This window comes from Streptomyces sp. NPDC049887, assembly GCF_040656535.1.
Classification (GTDB): Bacteria; Actinomycetota; Actinomycetes; order Streptomycetales; family Streptomycetaceae; genus Streptomyces.
The window spans coordinates 199,978-217,597 of the sequence record NZ_JBFAMM010000010.1 but is presented as its reverse complement, the minus strand read 5'-3'; the positions used below and the strand labels follow the sequence as shown (position 1 = coordinate 217,597).

The window sequence follows — 17,620 nt, the reverse complement described above, 5'->3', positions numbered from 1 at the left end:
GCCGAACGGCGGTCCGGCACTCCCCGGTCCGGATGGCGCACGGGTGCGCCGCGCCGGTCTCCCCACCCGCGGCTTTCGCCCCGCCGGCTCTCAATCCGCGACGGCCCCCGGCGCCGGCAGGGTCAGCGACCAGGCCCTGGGCCGCAGGGTCCAGGTGCGTCTCCGGACCGGTCCGGAGACGAGGGCGTCGGCGCGGTAGCGGAAGTCGGCACCCGAGACGGTGACGACCTTCGCCAGGCTCCGTACAGGGCCCGGGCCGGATCTGCGGTGCACGGTCACCTCCGCGGCGCCGTCGGCCGCGCGGACGCGTACGTCGTCGACCGGCTCGTCCAGATCGCTCAGCAGCACCCCGTCCGCCTCCACCCGCAGCCGGTGCGTCCGTAGGCCGGGAGGCGCCGGCGGAACGGGACGGACGAGCGTGCGCACCAGGGAGCGGCAGGTGTGCCACATCGAGCCGGTCCGCCCCGGCGCCCCCGCGGCCGCTGCGGCAGGACCCGCCGGGATGCGCAGATCGGCCAGCACCACCCCGTCGCTGTCGTCGGCGAGCAGATCCAGATGGTGGGCGGCTCCGTCGAGGACCGCCCGGGCGGCCGCGACCGTGCCCGTCGGTACCCCCAGCGACCGGGCCACCTCCACGGACGTGCCGGCCCCGACCGGGACCAGCGACAGGGCCTCGTCGGCGAGCTCCCGCGCCCGGTGCAGCGAGCCCACGGCACGCAGCAACGCGCGGTCGTCACCGATCACGACAGGGCGCCGCGAGCCCCTGCGGGCGAGGGCGCGGGAAAACTCCTCGGGCCCGTCGGGCAGGCAGATCTTCGCCGCCGACCCGGCACACAGCACATCCTTCGCGATACGAACGGACTCGCCGTCGAAACGGCGGGCGACCGGGTCGATGACCACCAGGAGCTGGTCGGGAGCCGACACCTCGGTCCTTCCTCGGGTAGCATCTTTGTGCAAGAGCCCCTTGCGCTATTGCGCCAGGGGCTTCGTCTATTCCGGGGCACACCGGTTGGCGGCTCAGGCCCCCGACCATGGACATGCCCCGCCCGGAAGGGGTGTACGCCTGTGCCCGCACTTGTGCTGCTCGGTGCTCAGTGGGGTGACGAAGGCAAGGGAAAGGCCACCGACCTCCTCGGTGGATCCGTGGATTACGTGGTGCGTTACCAGGGTGGTAACAACGCCGGCCACACCGTGGTGGTCGGTGACCAGAAGTATGCGCTCCACCTCCTCCCTTCCGGAATCCTCTCGCCGGGATGCACCCCGGTCATCGGCAACGGAGTCGTCGTCGACCCGGCGGTCCTGCTCTCCGAGCTGAGCGGGCTGAACGAGCGTGGCGTCGACACGTCCAAGCTTCTGATCAGCGGAAACGCTCATCTGATCACCTCGTACAACGTCACGCTCGACAAGGTGACGGAACGCTTCCTCGGCAAGCGCAAGATCGGCACCACCGGCCGCGGCATCGGCCCGACGTACGCCGACAAGATCAACCGAGTCGGCATCCGGGTCCAGGACCTGTACGACGAGTCGATCCTGACGCAGAAGGTCGAGGCGGCGCTGGAGCAGAAGAACCAGCTCCTGGCCAAGGTCTTCAACCGCCGTGCCATCGAGACGGACCGCGTCGTCGAGGAGATGCTCGGCTTCGCCGACCAGATCCGGCCGTACGTCGCCGACACCACGCTGATCCTGAACAACGCGCTCGACGACGGCAAGGTCGTCCTCTTCGAGGGCGGCCAGGGCACGCTCCTGGACGTGGACCACGGCACGTACCCCTTCGTCACCTCCTCGAACCCGACGGCGGGCGGCGCCTGCACGGGCGCGGGCGTGGGTCCGACGAAGATTAGCCGGGTCATCGGCATCCTCAAGGCCTACACCACCCGTGTCGGCGCCGGTCCGTTCCCGACCGAGCTGTTCGACGAGGACGGCGAGGCGCTGCGCCGCATCGGCGGTGAGCGCGGTGTCACCACCGGCCGTGACCGCCGCTGCGGCTGGTTCGACGCGGTCATCGCCCGCTACGCGACCCGCGTCAACGGACTGACCGACTTCTTCCTCACCAAGCTCGACGTGCTGACCGGCTGGGAGCAGATCCCGGTCTGCGTCGCGTACGAGATCGACGGCAGGCGGGTCGAGGAGCTGCCGTACTCGCAGACCGACTTCCACCACGCGAAGCCGGTCTACGAGTACCTGCCGGGCTGGTCCGAGGACATCACCAAGGCCAAGTCCTTCGCCGACCTGCCGAAGAACGCGCAGGGCTATGTGAAGGCGCTGGAGGAGATGTCCGGGGCCCCGATCTCCGCGATCGGCGTCGGCCCGGGCCGGGACGAGACGATCGAGATCAACTCGTTCCTGTAGGTCCGCGGGCCCGCGGGATCCCTCGCGGCCCGTCGCCGATCCCACGGCCCACGGCCCGTGGCCGGTGTGCCGAGTGCTCACCGGCCACGGGCCGTACGCCGTTCGCGCCCTGAGCCCCGCCCCCACCCGCCCGCGGCCTCCCCCCGGGCCCGCGGCCTCCCCCAGGGCCCGCGGCCGAGACCGGCCCACGGCCTCCGCGCCCGTCCACCCGGCCCGTCCCCCTGGGGCCCACGTCCGCTTCCCGGGCCGGCGTCCGTTCCCGCCTCACGTCCGTGTCCTGCCGAGCGCCGCGGCGACCGCCAGGTACGGCAGGGCCAGCAGGGCGAACACGGTGCCGTGCGGCGCGTGCGCGGACAGCCCCGCGTACGTCCCGTAGACCAGAAGCGTGGTGAGTCCCGTCCCGAGACCCGCGAGTGAGGTCACGGTGGCCCGGCTCGGGCCGGTGATCGCCTCCTGCAACCGGGCGTCGGCCAGCACGTCGGTCAGCTGGAACACCAGGAACGCCGCCCCCACCAGGACGAAGCCGCCGGGGCCGCCGCTCAGCGCACCCGCGGCGAGCGCCGCGGCGCCCGCCGCGGCGCCCGCCGCGACGGCGGCCCCGAGCGCCCGCCCGGAGAGCCGCTCGGCCGGCCCCACCAGCAGCGAACCGACCGTCACTCCGACCCAGACGACGAGGACCAGCAGCGGCACCGTCGTCGTCGCGACACCGGTGGCCGCGGCCAGCAGCGGTACGTACTCGTCGAGTGCGCCCCAGACCGAGGTGACGACGACGGACAGCAGCAGGGCGTGCCGCACCCGACGGCTGCCACGCACCTCGGTGAGCCCCGCCCGCAGGGCCGCCGGGTACGTCCCGCGGCGAGCGCGCCGTTGCGCACCCCGGTCGGTGGGCCCACGGTGTTCGGGCAGCAACGCGCCCACGGCGGCGCACAGCAGACAGGCGGCGACACTGGCCGCACCGACCAGCAACTCGCCGCCCCGGGCGAAGGCCGGCGCCGCCACCGCGGTGGCCGCGGCGGTCGCGGCCATGCTCACGGCGGCGGTGCGCCCCATGACCCGGCCGTAGCGTGAAGCGGCACCGAGCCGTTCGAGCTCGTCGTGCACCAGGGCCTCCATGGCCCCGGAGCGGAGCGACCCCCCGGCACCCCACAGCACGAACCCGGCGGCGTACGCGCCGTACGAGGGGAGCAGGACCCACAAGGCGAATCCGGCAGCCGTGAGCAGCGGCCCGGTGACGATCATCAGCCTGCGGGACACGACGTCGGCCCAGACCCCCGACGGGACCTCGACCAGCAGCCCGGTCAGTGACCAGAGGGCGAACAGGGACGAGATCTGGGCGGTGTCCAGGCCGTGCCCGGCGAAGAGCAGCGCGTAGACGGGGTAGAGCAGGACGAAGTCCTCGAGTCCTGCGTAGAGGTAGAGCGTTCGCCCGAGCCGGCGCACACCGGCCCGGGGTGGGGGCGGGCAGGGCGATATGAGGGGCATGGGTGGTGGTCCTTCTGCGGAACGGACGGGGACGCCGGGTGCCCACCCGCCGCGGCGGTCCGCGACAGCCCGTTCCAGGACCTGCTGCCGTGCGTCAATGTCGTCGGCTCATGCGCCCGAGTCTGGCACAGGACGGCGCTGCGGGGGGCCGGGGTCTTCCCGGGCCGCCCTGACCGACCGACCGGGTCCGGGCGGGGGATGACGCACGGCCGGACGGTCCCCGCGCACCGCGCCGGGATCTCCCGTCCTGCGGAACCGCGCCCGTGCGGGACGGGGCGGTGCCGCGCGGACCGGTGCCTCGTCGACGAACCCCTTTCCGGACGCCCGCGGGCCCGCCGAGGCAGCGGGGAGGCAGCGGGGAGGCAGCGGCGAGGCGGGGTTCAGGCCATTCCGAGTCCAAGTCTTGGTCTAGACCTTGACAGGTTCAGACCATTGCCTGTTCAGTGCTCAACACGCCATAGGGCGACACGACTTGGGAATCCCCTCCCGCGTTCCTCTCCATGCCCCGTATTCCCCCACAGCCCCCACAGGGAAAGGACGATAACGTTGTCGCGTCGGATCATCACCCTGCTCGCCGCCTTCGTGGCGGTGCTCGGACTCACTGTCCTCGTCCCCTCGACCGCGTCCGCGGCCGCGTGTGCCGCGGCCTGGAACTCCTCGTCCGTCTACACCGGCGGCATGACCGCGTCCCACAACGGCCGCAACTGGCAGGCCAGGTGGTGGACCCAGAACGAGACCCCCGGCTCCGCCGAGGTCTGGGCCGACCAGGGCGCCTGCGGCGGTGGCGGCAACCCGAACCCGAACCCCTCGGGCTTCGTCGTCAGCGAGGCGCAGTTCAACCAGATGTTCCCGAACCGGAATTCCTTCTACACCTACAGCGGGCTGACCGCGGCGATGAGCGCGTACCCGGCCTTCGCCAAGACCGGCAGCGACACGGTCCGGAAGCAGGAGGCCGCCGCCTTCCTCGCGAACGTGGCGCACGAGACGGGCGGCCTGGTCCACATCGTGGAGCAGAACACCGCCAACTATCCGCACTACTGCGACCGGAGCCAGCCCTACGGTTGCCCGGCCGGTCAGGCGGCGTACTACGGACGCGGCCCGATCCAGCTCAGCTGGAACTTCAACTACAAGGCCGCCGGTGACGCCCTCGGCATCGACCTGCTGGGCAACCCCTGGCGCGTCGAGCGGGAGTCCGCCGTCGCCTGGAAGACCGGCCTCTGGTACTGGAACACCCAGAGCGGGCCCGGCACGATGACCGGCCACAACGCCATGGTCAACCAGGCCGGCTTCGGCCACTCGATCCGCTCGATCAACGGCTCCCTGGAGTGTGACGGCAGGAACCCGGCTCAGGTCCAGAGCCGTGTGAACAACTACCAGCGCTTCACCCAGATCCTGGGCGTGCCGACGGGCGGCAACCTGTACTGCTGACGCGTTCGGCGGATCGGCGGGAGCGGGCGGCCTCTGCCGCCCGCTCCGTCGTTCCCGGCCGTGGGGCGGCCCGGTGGGTGCGCCCGTTCCGCCGCAGCGGTCGGTGCGCGGCCGACTTCGCCGTTCACCCCTTTTGGGCAATTGGCGCGCCTATATGAAGGCATTAAGCTGTTTATCACATTTTCTGTGTTCCGATGTGAGGCATCTGCGTCCCTCCGGTGGGGACGTGACGGCCTGTCACAGAGAAAGTGAGCTGCATCGGATGTCTGAATCTCAGGGCACGGGTGGCGCGGGTGTCTCCCGTCGTGGGAAGTCGGCGGTGTTGAGCCGTCACTGGATGGCTGCTGTCGCCGCGGCGGCCGGGTTCGCCGCGGTGGTGGGTACGACGACCATCGCGGCTGCGGTGCAGGCGAGTGCGGACGAGACGAACGCACGTGCTGCGGTCGCGGAGGACAAGGCGGACGGGGACGAGAAGAAGGGCTACGCCCCCGAGGGAGACGAGGGCGGCGGTCGCGACGCGGGTGATGACGGCTCCGGCGGTCGCGACGCGGGTGATGACGGCTCCGGCGGTCGCGATGCGGGTGGCGAGGTCTCCGGCGGTCGCGATGCGGGTGGCGAGGTCTCCGGCGAGCACGAGAAGGCCGACGGCGACCAGGAGAAGGCCGACGGTGAGGGCACTGGGCGGCACGGCGAGCGGAACGTCGAGTGCGACCCGAACGACCTGATCGCGGCGATCGTCGACCTGAACCAGAACAGCGGTGGTTCACTCCGCCTGGCGAAGCAGTGCACATACACGCTGACCGCCAATCAGGACGGCAACGGCCTGCCGGAGATCATCCAGCCGATCAGCATCCACGGCAACGGCTCCACCATCCAGCGGGCCGCCAACACCGACCAGTTCCGCTTCTTCCAGGTCGGAGCCGGTGGCGACCTGAAGCTCAGTCACCTCTTCCTCACCCGAGGCAAGTCCGCCCCGGACGAGAACGGCGGCGCCATCCTGGTCGACCCCGCGGGACGCCTGCATCTGGAGATGGTCGCCCTCGACAGGAACACCGTCGACAGTATCGACGACGAAGACGGAGACGACGGCGGAGCCGTCTACAACGCAGGCATCACCAAGGTCGTCAAGAGCACCTTCGAGGGGAACTCCGCCGACGAGGGCTCCGCCATCTACAACGGCAACGGCAAGCTCAAGGTCGACTCGGCGAAGTTCTACCGCAACATCGGCGACGACGGCGCCATCGAGAACGTGGGCGGGACCTCGACGATCGTGAACAGCGACATCCGCTACAACATCGGCGGCGGTGTCGAGTCGGACGGCGGCGTGACGGAGGTGGAGAAGTCCGTCATCGCCTTCAACACCGACGACGGAACCGGTGGCGGTATCGACCACGAGGCAGGCGGGCTCCATGTACGCGGGACCCACATCCACGACAACACGGCAGCCACCAACGGCGGTGGTCTCCAGGTCGACGACGAGACCGTGATCGAGGACAGCGAGATCACCGGCAACACCGCTCTCGGAGGGAACGACTTCGTAGACGGCCGCGGTGGCGGTATCGACATCCTCCCGGACCAGGAGGTGGAGGCGGAGGTGGAGGTCGCCATTCGCAACACGAAGATCGCCGGCAACCAGGTGCCGGGCGACGGCGGCCGAGGTGGCGGAATCTTCGTCAATGAGTTCGGCCGCCTCGTCCTCACCGACTCCAAGGTGACGAAGAACATCTCCGACGAGCCGGCGGGCGGTGTGGACAACGAGGGCACGGTCGTCACCCACGGCAAGGTCCGCATCATCGACAACGTCCCGACCAACTGCGAGGGCAGCACCAACCCCGTCCCCAACTGCTTCGGCTGACGCACCACACATCGCCACGGGCAGGCCCCCACCGGCCTCCCCGGCACCCACCGCCCGCCCCGGCCTCCCGCCGGGGCGGGCGGCAGGTGCGGCCGGCGCGCTACGGCGGCGCAGGACGCTCCGGGCCGTCGGCGTTGGAGCCACCTGCGCGGGGCCGTGCCGCCCGCATCTCGTAGGCTCCCGGCCATGAGCGACGGGGAATCCGGCAGACGGGTCATAGACGGGCGCTTCGAGCTGGAGGCGCGGCTCGGCGGCGGCGGTATGGGCATGGTGTGGCGGGCGCGCGATCTGGTCCTGGACCGGGCCGTGGCGCTCAAGGAGGTACGGCCGCCCGACCCGGGTCTCGCCGAGTACGACCCGCAGGGCGCGGCGATGCTCCGGGCCCGGGTGCTGCGCGAGGCACGGGCGCTCGCCCGTGTCGACCACCCCAACGTGGTGACGATCCACCACGTGGTGGACGGCGGGGAGCACACCTACCCGTGGCTCGTCATGGAGCTGGTGACCGGCGGATCACTTCATGACCGGCTGGAGAAGGGCCCGCTGGCACCCGCCGAGGCCGCCGGTCTCGGTCGCGAGGTGCTGGCCGCGCTGCGGGCCGCGCACGACGCAGGCATCCAGCACCGTGACGTGAAGCCCGCCAACGTCCTGATGCGCCCCGACGGACGTCCCGTCCTCACCGACTTCGGCATCGCGGCCATCAGGGAGTCCACGGCCCTCACCGCGACCGGGTCGGTCATCGGCACGCCCGACTACATGGCGCCCGAGCGCATCTCCGGTGGCGAGGGCGGCCCGGGTTCCGATCTGTGGTCGCTGGCGATGATGCTGTACGTCGCCGTCGAGGGGCGTCATCCGCTGCGCAGGGGCAGCACCCTCGCGACGCTTGCGGCGCTTCTCAGCGAGGAGCTTCCGCCGCCCGTGCAGGCCGGATCGCTGACCGGTTTCCTGAGCGCCGTGCTCGTCAAGGACCCGGCCGGCCGGGCGGACGCGGAGACCGCCGACCGGATGCTGGCGGAAGCGGCCGGGGGCCGGGACACGGCTCCCGGCGCTGCGAGTCCGCCGAGTGTTCCCACTGCTCCGGGCGGGGTGGACGGAACCACGTCGTACCGGTTGTCACCTCCGGGTGAGCAGACGGCAGCACCGGCCGCGGCGCCCGCCGGGTTCGGGCCTCCGATGGGCTTCGGGCCTCCGATGGGCGTCGGCCCGTCGGCTCCGCGCGATGCCGTGCCGGGTCCGGTCGGTCCGCCGACCCCCTACCCGGCAGGCCCCACACGGCAGATACCTCCGGATACCGGCGGCCGGGCGAAGGGCCGGGTCGCGATCGCCGCGTCCGCCGTCGCGACCGTGCTGGCGGGCGCCCTGGTGTGGACCCTGCTGCCGGACGGCGGGGGCAAGGGCGGGGAGACGGCGGCGAGTCCGCCCGGCTCGTCCTCACCCGCGACGAAGGGCGCGACGCCCGCACCGCCCGAGACGGCCTCCTCGGCGTCGGCACCGGCGTCCCAGGCCGACGCGAAGACCGATCTGCTGACCCCGGACGGCATCCGGACGGCGGTGAAGGAGATCAAGGCCGCGACCGGGACGGACCGCGCGGGCGGCTTCAGCGTCTACCCGGACTACGTGTCAGCGGAGATCATGCTCAAGGGCAGCGAGACCAAGTACGACAGCTACACCTACCGCCCGGGCCAGGGCGTGCAGAAGGGGATCATCAGCAGCTCCCTGATCGGCGGCGACCGCCCGTTCAGCCTGGACGACTTCGACTGGGACGTCCTCCCCGCCCTGCTGAAGCGGGCGGAGAAGGACCTCAACGTGAAGCAGCCGACGATGCGCTACGTCCTGGTCCGCCCTCCGGACGACACCTTCGGCACCCCACTGGGGCTGGCCGTCTACCGCGGGGACGACCATGTCGCCGGCTATCTGGAGGCCGACCTGAAGGGCAAGGTGACGAGGGTGATGCCGGCCGAGGACTGATCGGTCCGGCCCTTGCGGCTACGCCCCGGCAGCCTGGCCGACGAACGCCGCCCAGGCGCCGGGAGCCACGGTGAAGACCGGGCCCTCGGGGTTCTTGGAGTCGCGGACGTGGACGGCGTGGGGGCAGGCGGCGACCTCGACGCACTCTCCGCCGCTGTCGCTGCTGTAGGACGACTTGCGCCAGTCGAAGGCCACTTCGACGCAGTTGCCGCCGCTGCTGTCGCTGTAGCTGGACTTGAACCAGCGCAGGGTGCTGCTCATCTCTGCTCTCCTGCCAACTGCTCGATAAGGCCAAGTGATTCGCGGGGGCCGAGGGCCTGTGCTCGGATCTTCGCATAACGCTGTGCGTATGTACTCACCTTTGCGGGCTCCTTGATCAGCAGGCTCTCGTCCTGGGGCTCCAGATAGACCAGGTGATCGTGCTCGGGAGTCTCCACCAGGGTCATCCCGCCACGTGCCCCCGCGTACTCCCCACCCAGCCCCGCCTCCAGCGGCAGGACCTGCAACGTCACGTTACGCCGCCGCGCGCACTCCGCAAGGTGCCGCATCTGGCCACGCATGACCTCGTGGCCACCGATCGTCCGCCGTAGCACCGACTCCTCCAGCACCACCTCGATCAACGCCACCGGCTCCCGCTCGAAGAGTGCCCGCCGCGCCAGCCGCGCATCGACCAGTTCCTCCACCCGCTGCTCCGGCAGCGGCGGATATCCGCCTCCGATCAGGGCCCGCGCGTACTCCTCCGTCTGGAACAGCCCGTGCACCACGAGCGTCGCGTACAGATGGAGCCCGACCGCCTTCTGCTCCAGCAGCGCGTAGTCCTTGAACTGCGCCGGGTACTTCTCCAGCCGTACGTACGTCCTCGCCTGTTCGAAGATGTCCATCCCGTCGCCGAGCACCCGCTCCAGCTGCACCAGCATCGCGTCGCTCGCCGGCTGCGCGCCCGTCTCCATCGCGCTCACCGCCGAACCCGTGAAACCGATCTCCTTCCCGAGCTGCTCCTGCGTCCAGCCTTTCCGTACACGTAACTTGCGGGCGACGTCCGCCACGAGCCGTGCCGTCGGACCCGCCAATTGCTTGTTCTCCGCTCGCGCCATTGCGATCACCATTCGACTCAACCGGACTCAACCGGTCTCAACCCGTCCCCGCCGAATTCGACCTGGATCAAGGCAGGTTCGCGCAGGTAAAGGGGTGTCCGACCTGCCTCGCAAGGCTATGGAGAACGCTATCCGGGCGGCATCACAATGTCGCCGTGAATACGGATAATCGACGAGTGGACATGAACTGGATCCCGGTCTCCGGATTCCAGCTCCGCAAGGCGGGCGTGCATTTCGACGCCGTACGCGTCGACGGCGACGAAGGGCGCCGACTGGCCGATCTGCTGGAGCGAATGACGGGCGGCGACCCCGGTCCCATCGTCACCGAGGCGAACGGCTGCCGCGGCGTCTACTTCCTGCTCCCGGTGGCCAGTACGGCCCACCGTTCCTGGCCACGCGGGGTGATCCGTTACAACTCGGGCGCCGGCGGCGTCGGCTACGTACCGGTCCCGGCGCTCGACGGGCCCACCTGGCCTCTGGCCTGGCGTGTCCCGCCCGCCGCGGACGACCGCTTCGTGCACCCGCTGCTGCTCCGCACCGCGGTCGTCGAGCTGCTGGGCTGACATGGAAATGATCACGGACCTGCTGCCCACCGCCGGCGAACTGCGGTGCACAGCTCAGCGGTAGCGTCCCGGTGCCCGGTGTGTTCCCGGTTCCCGGTCTCAGGTCCCGGGTGGCGCGGGGCCGCGTCTCCGCCTCGCCCACGAGGGGTCCGTCCTGCTCAGCGGGCCGGGAGGCTCGTGAACGCGTCGGTCCGAGCCACACCGTCCCAGCCGCCCTCGGGCCCGCGCAGCCCGTGGAGCGCGGCGAGCGTCGGGGCCACGTCCACCGTGCGGACCGGTGCGTCGCTGACCGTCCGCGTCCGAACGACGCTCGCGCCGCCGCCGACGAAGAACGGGATGGGCAGAGTGGCGGGGTGTCCGTGGTTGCCCGGAATCGGGTTGGAGGCCGTGTGCGGGTCGGAGAAGCGGTAGCCGGGCCGTACATACGCCACCAGGTCACCCGCTTCCGGGCCGAGCCGCAACTCCCGCGGGGTGTGCACGGACAGTACGCCCTCCCGCGCGAGCACGGCCTTGCGCATCCTCTCGACCGCCGTCGCGCGGCTGCCGGGTGCGCCGGTCCAGTACAGCAGGTCCGCACCGCCGTTCTGCGCGATGACGACCTGCCCCTTGAGCATCGGGTCCTTCTCCAACTCCGGCTGGAGGCTGACCACCGCGGTGGGTACGGACCAGTCCATGGAGTGGTCGGCGAGCACGACGACGACGCTGCTGTCCCACCGGCCGGTGGCCTTGAGATGGTCCAGCACCCTGCCGACCTGGGTGTCCGTGGCGGCGAGCGCGGAGGTGCGGGCCAGTGCGACGGTGGTGCCGGTGAGGTCGCTGTGTCCCATCCGGTCCACGTCGCCGAAGTTCACGAACATCACGTCCGGGTCGGCGGAGTCGATCATCCTGATCGCCGCGTCGGCGGTGTATCGGTCCGGTGCGTGGCCGCTGACCGGGATCAGTGGCTCCGGACTCCACCGGTAGTCGGCCCTGGTCCCGAAGATCCCGTGCAGATAGCGCTTGGACAGCACGGTGCCGCTGCTGCCGCCCTTGTCGCGCAACAGCTCGAACAGGGTGGTCGCCCTCAGGTCCGATGGCCGGTCCAGGTCGCGTACGACCCGTTCCGTACGGTCGTAGACCGAGTTGGCCGGTACGCCCGAGCGGTCCGGCCGGACCCCGGTCATCATCATCACGTGGTTCGGGATGGTCTCCATCACCGGCAGCGACTGGGCGGCGGGATAGGTCGTGCCGGCGTCCCGCAGCGCCGAGAGGTGCGGCATGAGCAACGGCCCTGTCTCGTCCGGCCGGCAGCCGTCGACGACGAGGACATAGGTGCGCAGGCGGGGTTCGGCGGCGCCGGCGGTCAGGACCCCGGTCCCGGCGGCTGCGACGATGGCGCCTCCCGCGCCGCCGGCGATGGTGGCGAGCAACCTGCGGCGGGTCATACGGGGTTGGGCGTGGCGGGACACGTGAGGTCTCCAGTCGGGGGTCGGGGGTCGGGGGTCGGGAGTCGGGGGTGAGGGGCGGTGTGTGAGGGCGAGGCCGGGTGGGGCCGCCCGGGCACGGTCGGGCCGACCGGCCGGGTGGGGCCGCGGTGGCCCGGTCCGGAGGGTCGGGCCGGCCGGCCGGAGGTCAGTCCGCCAGGGGCGCGGAAGCGGGGGAGACGCGGTTGCTGCCCGCCAGGACCTGGTAGCCGGTGGCGCGGCGGGCGGTGGCGTGGGGGTCGGTACGGTCGCTGATGTACACCCAGTCCATCTGCACCCGCTGCGGGGTGACTTCGAGCAGCGAGTACCCGTGGGAGTCGAACTCCAGGTACTTCACATGCCGGTTGGCGGCCTTGATGGCCGTCTCCACGGCGAGCGAGCTGGTGCGGGGCTGCGATCGCGTGATGTCGTCCAGGTTGTCCGAGGTGACGGACGTACCGACGAGCTCGGTGGCGACGGAGGGCGAACCGGCGGGATAGGTCCCGGGATCCAGCGGCAGGTCGCACGCCCAGGAGGAGTGGATGTCGCCGGTGAGGAACACGGTGTCGTCGATGCCCCGGTCGCGCAGATGGCCGAGGAGTTCGCGCCGGTCGGCGGTGTAGCCGTCCCACTGGTCGACGTTGTAGGGGACTCCCTCGGGCGGCAGCAGCCCCGTGGTGTCCGCCAGCGGCCGGGCGATGTCCTCCGGCAGCGGGGGGAAGAGCACCGGCGAGATCATCAGAGGGTTGCCGATCAGCTTCCAGCGGGCGCGGGACGTGGCCAGCCCTTCCTTGAGCCACTCCATCTGGGCGTCGCCGGTGATGGTGCGGTCCGGGTCGCCGACGTCCCCGAGCCTGTCCTGCTCCACCTGCCTGCTGCGGTAGGAGCGCAGGTCGAGCATCGACAGATCGGCGAGGCCGCCGAAGACGAGCCGCCGGTGGACGCGCCGCGGGTCGGGCTCGCGTACCGGCATCCACTCGCCCCAGGCGCGACGCGCGTGGGCGTACCGGGTCGCCCATGAGCCCTCCGCACCCTCGGTGTGGTTCTCGGCGCCCTTGTCGTAGGCGTCGTTGGCGGACTCGTGGTCGTCCCAGGTGACGATGAAGGGGGCGGCGGCGTGCAGCGTCCGCAGGTCCGGGTCGGTCTTGTACTGCGCGTGCCGGCGCCGGTGGTCGCCGAGCGACACCATCTCGTGCCCGGGCTCGTGGCCACGCCCGATCGCGGGACCGGGACCGTACTCGCCGTTTCCGTACTCGTAGAGGTAGTCGCCGAGGTGGATGACGGCGTCGAGGTCGCTGCGGGCGGCGAGATGGCGGTACGCCGAGAAGTGCCCCGCCATGTAGTTGGCGCAGGAGACCACGCCGAAGCGGAGCACCCCGACCGCGGCACCGGTGGCGGGCGCGGTGCGGGTACGCCCGACCGGGGAGACCGTGCCCTGGTGGCGGAACCGGTACCAGTACGTCGTCCCGGCAGCCAGCCCCGCCGCGTCCACCTTGACCGTGTGGTCGGCGTCGGGGGTGGCCGTGGCCTGCCCTTCGCGGGCGATGTTCCGGAAGGCCGGGTCGGAGGCGATCTCCCACTCCAGCCGGACGGTCGGCCCGGCTCCGGACCCGGGCAGCGCGTCGGCGGTGGGGGTCAGCCGGGTCCACAGGACGACGGCGTCGGGCAGCGGATCGCCGGAGGCGACCCCGTGCCGGAAGGGGCTGCCGGGAGCGGGGGCCCCGGCGGCGGTACGGGTGGCCAGGACACCGGCAGCCGCGGTGGCGGTGCCGGCGGCGGCCAGGAAGCGGCGCCTGTTGAGGAACGACATGTTCCACTTCCTAGGCCCAGTACCTGAACCCGGAGTGACGCGCGGCCGACCCCCGGGCGTACCGCGCCTGGAGACCGCGACCGGCCGCGGCGACGAGCCGGCGCGACCGGTCGCGCCGGACCCGGTCGCCGTCCGGCACCTCACGCACCCGGTGCGGAAGCAGACGCGTCACCACGGCCGGCCCCGACGCGCGGCCCAGGCGGGGACCGCCCCGGGAACCTCGTCCGGACGCACCGCCCCCGGACCGCACGGACTCGGGCGGAGCGCCCGCACGGGCCGGGGCGGGGTGCCCGCGTGGACCCGGGCGGGCGCCCGCACCCCCTCTGCAAGCAGGCCATCGGTGGGAAAATCGGTGCATGAACGGCCGGGGTCTCGTGACGCTCTTCGTCTGCGGCGACGTCATGCCGGGCCGGGGTGTCGACCAGATCCTTCCGCACCCCGGCGACCCCGCCCTGAGGGAGAGCTACATCCGGGACGCCCGGGACTACGTGGCGCTCGCGGAGGCCGTGAACGGGGCGATCCCGCGCCCCGTCGACTACACCTGGCCCTGGGGCGCGGCGCTCGGCGTGCTGGACCGGTTCGACCCGGACGTCCGTGTGATCGACCTGGAGAGCAGCGTCACGACCAGCGACGACTTCGCCTCGGGCAAGGCGGTGACGTACCGGATGCACCCGGACAACCTGCCGTTCCTGGCAGCCGCGCGGCCCGACGTGTGCGCGCTGGCCAACAACCACGTGCTGGACTTCGGGCGGCGCGGCCTGGAGGAGACCGTCGACGTGCTCGACCGCGCCGGTCTCGGGCCGGCCGGGGCCGGACGGGACCGGGCCGAGGCCCAGCGGCCGGTCGCGGTCCCCACCCGGAGCGGGGGCCGGGTGCTGGTCCTGTCGTGCGGGATGGCGTCGGCCGGGGTCCCCTCGCGCTGGGCGGCCGCCGAGGAAAGGCCGGGTGTCGACTACGTCCCCGACCTGTCGGTCCGCAGCGCCGACGCGCTCGTCCGGCGGCTGCGGGAGGTGCGCGAGCCCGGCGATCTCGCGGTCGTGTCGATCCACTGGGGCTCGAACTGGGGGTACGGGGTGTCGCAGAGCCAGAGCACCTTCGCCCACCGGCTCGTCGAGGGCGGCGTGGACCTCGTCCACGGCCACTCCTCCCACCATCCCCGGCCGATCCAGGTCCACCACGGCAAGCTCATCCTGTACGGCTGCGGCGACCTCATCGACGACTACGAGGGCATCACGGGCTACGAGCGTTACCGCGACGACCTGCGGCTGCTGTACTTCCCCACGCTGGACGCGGAGACCGGCGAGCTGGCGGCCCTGCGGATCGTGCCGATGCAGGCGCGGCGGATGACGCTCCACCATGCGTCGCCGTCGGACTCCGGCTGGCTGTGCGAGGTGCTGAGCAGGGCCGGGCGCGCGTTCGGCACCCAGGTGGAGCCCGAGCTCGGCGGGGACGGGACCCTTGCCCTCCGCTGGAACCGCCGCTGAGCCCGGCCCGTACGGGTGCGCGTCGGCGGTGCTCCGCCCGTGTCGGCCGTACCAGGCCCACCCGGCATGTTCGAGTGGGCGTCGGGTGCGCCACCCGTGTCGGCCGCGCCCTGCCTGCCCTTCGGCCTGCCTCGGGCTCAGCCCACCTTCGTGTACGTCAGCGGCGCTCCGCCCGAGCCGACCAGCTCACGGACGATGGTCCGGTCGTCGGGCATGTCGAGACGGCTCCACTGACCCGGCGAGCAGCTCCGGCGATCGCCGAAGGTGACCTGCGTGGGGCCGAGTTCGAGGGGCGGGCCGGAGGCGCGCAGGGCGGCGGACCAGCGGCAGTCGTAGTTGGCACCCCGCCCGGTCAGCGTCATGACGGTGTCGCCGGCGGAGCCGCCGGTGATGGTCATGATCCGCGTGTTGGTGTTGCCGTCCGCGGTCGTGAACTCGGCCCGCCAGGTGCCTGTGTACTCCTCCGGCACCGTCCCGGCGCGTGCGGAGGGGGAGGACTCCGTCGTCGCGGGGGTGTCGTCGGCGGTCGGCCCGCCGTCGCCCCCGGAGGCGCCGGGCGAGCGGGGCGCTGACTTGGACGGGCCCGGGGCGGCGGGGGAACTCGTGTGCTCGCCGTTCATGAGCGCGTAGACCGAGCTGCCGGCCGCCACCGCGACCACCACCGCCACGGCGACGAGGGCCACCGTGCCCCGTCTCTCACCGCGCTGCTCCCCGGGCGGGGACGGCGGGCCGTACTGCGGGTAGGTGCCGTACGGAGGGGCCGCGGAGTGCGGGGTGTGCGGGGCGGGCGCCGGGTGGTGCGCCGCCCATCCCGGAGGCGCGGACGGGACCGGGGTGGGCGCCTGGCCCGGAGGAGGCGTCGGAGGGCCGGCCACCGTGGGAAGGGCGTGCACACCCGGCACACCCGGCACGCCCGGCGCGCCCGGCGCGGCGGGCAGGTCACCGGGCGGTGGTGTGCCGCCCGCCGCGGCCCGCGCGCCGTCGGCGGGGAACCGTGCCGGGGAACCCTGTGCCGCGGCATCGTGTGCGGCGGGGCCCGGTGCCGGCGGACGCTGCGCGGCGCCCGGGGAGTGCGGACCGGATCCGGGCGCCGGCGCCCCTGCCGCAGGGCCTGCCTCCGTGGCGTCCGTGAGGCTCTCCGGGTGCTCGACCTCCAGCAGTCTCACCGCGTGGCTGCCGAGTTGGGCGATGAGGGCGCCCGGGAGCCACGGCACGCTGGAGTCCTCCGACACGCCCCCGGCACGCTCCCGGATCCGTTCCAGCGTGGGCCGGGCCGCGGGCTCCTTGCGCAGGCAGTCCCGTATCAGCTCCCGCAGCGACTCAGGGACCCCGGACAGATCCGGCTCCTCCTCGGCGATACGGAACATCTGCGCGTGGACGCCGCTGTCCGCGGAGCCGAACGGCAGCCGCCCGCCCGCCGCGTAGGCCAGGACCGAGCCGAGGCAGAACACGTCGCAGGCCGGGGTGATGCGGTCGCCCCGAACCTGTTCGGGGGCCATGAACCCGGGCGAGCCGACCAGCGCTCCGGTGCGGGTCAGCCCGCCGTCCGCGACGGTCTCCAGGGCGCGGGCGATGCCGAAGTCGATGACCCGGGGGCCGTCGATGGTGATCAGGACGTTGGACGGCTTCAGATCGCGGTGCACGATGCCCGCGCGGTGGATGTCCGTCAGCGCACGGGCCAGTCCGGCGGCGAGGGTGCGCACGGAGTGCTCGGGCAGCGGCCCGTGGACCGGACCGCCCTGTCCGCCGGAGACCACGGAGTGGAGGGAAGGCCCGGCGACATAGCCCGTAGCCACCCAGGGCACCTCGGCCTCGGTGTCCGCGTCCAGCACCGGAGCCGTCCAGGCCCCGCCGACCCGGCGGGCGGCCGCGACCTCCTGCCGGAACCGGCTGCGGAACTCCTCCTGTTCGGCGAGCTCCCGCCGTACCAGTTTGACGGCGACCGTACGGCCCCGGTCGGAGCGGGCCAGATAGACCTGCCCCATGCCGCCGGCGCCCAGGCGGGCCAGCAGTCGGTACGCCCCGATGCGGCGTGGATCTCCGGATGCCAGCTGCTCCATGGCCGAGCGCCCCTCCCCCGACATACGTGGACGTACCCGCACGTGTGCGTGTACGTGTGCGCGCGTACGGATCTGTGCGCGTGCCCGA

The 17,620-nt window shown here is 72.2% G+C and carries 13 protein-coding genes; 6 read left to right on the top strand and 7 right to left on the bottom strand.

Annotated features, from left to right (window positions below; genetic code table 11):
• Nucleotides 1-90: 90 nt before the first annotated feature.
• On the bottom strand, nucleotides 91-924 hold the full coding sequence (locus tag AB0J10_RS15475; RefSeq protein ID WP_363061711.1) for a diacylglycerol kinase: 834 nt from the start codon (nucleotides 922-924) through the stop codon (nucleotides 91-93).
• Between the two features lie 141 nt (nucleotides 925-1,065).
• Here AB0J10_RS15475 and AB0J10_RS15470 point away from each other — a divergent pair, with 141 nt between their 5' ends.
• Complete coding sequence (locus AB0J10_RS15470; protein WP_283296121.1) at nucleotides 1,066-2,349, top strand: adenylosuccinate synthase; 1,284 nt, start codon at nucleotides 1,066-1,068, stop codon at nucleotides 2,347-2,349.
• 264 nt (nucleotides 2,350-2,613) lie between these two features.
• Here the strand turns inward: AB0J10_RS15470 and AB0J10_RS15465 are convergent, their stop codons facing one another.
• Nucleotides 2,614-3,831 carry an MFS transporter gene (locus AB0J10_RS15465; RefSeq protein WP_363061709.1) on the bottom strand — a complete coding sequence of 406 codons (1,218 nt, stop codon included), beginning with the start codon at nucleotides 3,829-3,831 and terminating at the stop codon, nucleotides 2,614-2,616.
• Nucleotides 3,832-4,377: 546 nt separating this feature from the next.
• Between AB0J10_RS15465 and AB0J10_RS15460 the strand changes: the two genes are divergently transcribed.
• The 3 genes from AB0J10_RS15460 (at nucleotide 4,378) to AB0J10_RS15450 (ending at nucleotide 9,079) form a co-directional block, all read left to right on the top strand.
• Entirely contained in the window at nucleotides 4,378-5,259 is an 882-nt protein-coding gene (locus AB0J10_RS15460) for a glycoside hydrolase family 19 protein (RefSeq protein WP_363061707.1), read from the top strand.
• A 337-nt stretch (nucleotides 5,260-5,596) separates the two neighbouring features.
• The gene (locus AB0J10_RS15455; protein WP_363061705.1) at nucleotides 5,597-7,114 is read left to right on the top strand and encodes a hypothetical protein; all 1,518 of its coding nucleotides are present in this window, start codon (nucleotides 5,597-5,599) and stop codon (nucleotides 7,112-7,114) included.
• 186 nt (nucleotides 7,115-7,300) lie between these two features.
• Complete coding sequence (locus AB0J10_RS15450; protein ID WP_363061703.1) at nucleotides 7,301-9,079, top strand: serine/threonine-protein kinase; 1,779 nt, start codon at nucleotides 7,301-7,303, stop codon at nucleotides 9,077-9,079.
• An 18-nt stretch (nucleotides 9,080-9,097) separates the two neighbouring features.
• Here the strand turns inward: AB0J10_RS15450 and AB0J10_RS15445 are convergent, their stop codons facing one another.
• Both AB0J10_RS15445 and AB0J10_RS15440 read right to left on the bottom strand, forming a co-directional pair.
• On the bottom strand, nucleotides 9,098-9,340 hold the full coding sequence (locus AB0J10_RS15445) for a DUF397 domain-containing protein (protein ID WP_363061701.1): 243 nt from the start codon (nucleotides 9,338-9,340) through the stop codon (nucleotides 9,098-9,100).
• Nucleotides 9,337-10,173, bottom strand: a complete 837-nt coding sequence (locus AB0J10_RS15440) for a helix-turn-helix transcriptional regulator (protein WP_363061699.1) — start codon at nucleotides 10,171-10,173, stop codon at nucleotides 9,337-9,339. Before AB0J10_RS15440 ends, AB0J10_RS15445 begins: the two co-directional genes overlap by 4 nt.
• A 182-nt stretch (nucleotides 10,174-10,355) precedes the next feature.
• On the opposite strand from AB0J10_RS15440, the gene AB0J10_RS15435 reads away from it, so the two are divergent.
• The gene (locus tag AB0J10_RS15435; protein ID WP_363061779.1) at nucleotides 10,356-10,736 is read left to right on the top strand and encodes a hypothetical protein; all 381 of its coding nucleotides are present in this window, start codon (nucleotides 10,356-10,358) and stop codon (nucleotides 10,734-10,736) included.
• A gap of 158 nt (nucleotides 10,737-10,894) precedes the next feature.
• On the opposite strand, the gene AB0J10_RS15430 is transcribed toward AB0J10_RS15435, so the two are convergent.
• Together AB0J10_RS15430 and AB0J10_RS15425 are read right to left on the bottom strand one after the other, a co-directional pair.
• On the bottom strand, nucleotides 10,895-12,160 hold the full coding sequence (locus AB0J10_RS15430) for an alkaline phosphatase family protein (protein WP_363061697.1): 1,266 nt from the start codon (nucleotides 12,158-12,160) through the stop codon (nucleotides 10,895-10,897).
• 187 nt (nucleotides 12,161-12,347) lie between these two features.
• Complete coding sequence (locus AB0J10_RS15425) at nucleotides 12,348-13,988, bottom strand: alkaline phosphatase D family protein (protein ID WP_363061695.1); 1,641 nt, start codon at nucleotides 13,986-13,988, stop codon at nucleotides 12,348-12,350.
• 356 nt (nucleotides 13,989-14,344) lie between these two features.
• Between AB0J10_RS15425 and AB0J10_RS15420 the strand changes: the two genes are divergently transcribed.
• Complete coding sequence (locus tag AB0J10_RS15420; RefSeq protein WP_363061693.1) at nucleotides 14,345-15,472, top strand: CapA family protein; 1,128 nt, start codon at nucleotides 14,345-14,347, stop codon at nucleotides 15,470-15,472.
• Between the two features lie 137 nt (nucleotides 15,473-15,609).
• Here the strand turns inward: AB0J10_RS15420 and AB0J10_RS15415 are convergent, their stop codons facing one another.
• Entirely contained in the window at nucleotides 15,610-17,532 is a 1,923-nt protein-coding gene (locus tag AB0J10_RS15415; protein ID WP_363061691.1) for a protein kinase, read from the bottom strand.
• Nucleotides 17,533-17,620 lie beyond the last annotated feature (88 nt).

Bases quoted from the DNA above. Each gene is read 5' to 3' on its own strand.
- AB0J10_RS15465 (WP_363061709.1), bottom strand. From the start codon at position 3,831: ATGCCCCTCATATCGCCCTGCCCGCCCCCACCCCGGGCCGGTGTGCGC.
- AB0J10_RS15455 (WP_363061705.1), top strand. From the start codon at position 5,597: ATGGCTGCTGTCGCCGCGGCGGCCGGGTTCGCCGCGGTGGTGGGTACG.
- AB0J10_RS15450 (WP_363061703.1), top strand. From the start codon at position 7,301: ATGAGCGACGGGGAATCCGGCAGACGGGTCATAGACGGGCGCTTCGAG.
- AB0J10_RS15445 (WP_363061701.1), bottom strand. From the start codon at position 9,340: ATGAGCAGCACCCTGCGCTGGTTCAAGTCCAGCTACAGCGACAGCAGC.
- AB0J10_RS15440 (WP_363061699.1), bottom strand. From the start codon at position 10,173: ATGGCGCGAGCGGAGAACAAGCAATTGGCGGGTCCGACGGCACGGCTC.
- AB0J10_RS15435 (WP_363061779.1), top strand. From the start codon at position 10,356: ATGAACTGGATCCCGGTCTCCGGATTCCAGCTCCGCAAGGCGGGCGTG.
- AB0J10_RS15430 (WP_363061697.1), bottom strand. From the start codon at position 12,160: ATGACCCGCCGCAGGTTGCTCGCCACCATCGCCGGCGGCGCGGGAGGC.
- AB0J10_RS15425 (WP_363061695.1), bottom strand. From the start codon at position 13,988: ATGTCGTTCCTCAACAGGCGCCGCTTCCTGGCCGCCGCCGGCACCGCC.
- AB0J10_RS15420 (WP_363061693.1), top strand. From the start codon at position 14,345: ATGAACGGCCGGGGTCTCGTGACGCTCTTCGTCTGCGGCGACGTCATG.
- AB0J10_RS15415 (WP_363061691.1), bottom strand. From the start codon at position 17,532: ATGGAGCAGCTGGCATCCGGAGATCCACGCCGCATCGGGGCGTACCGA.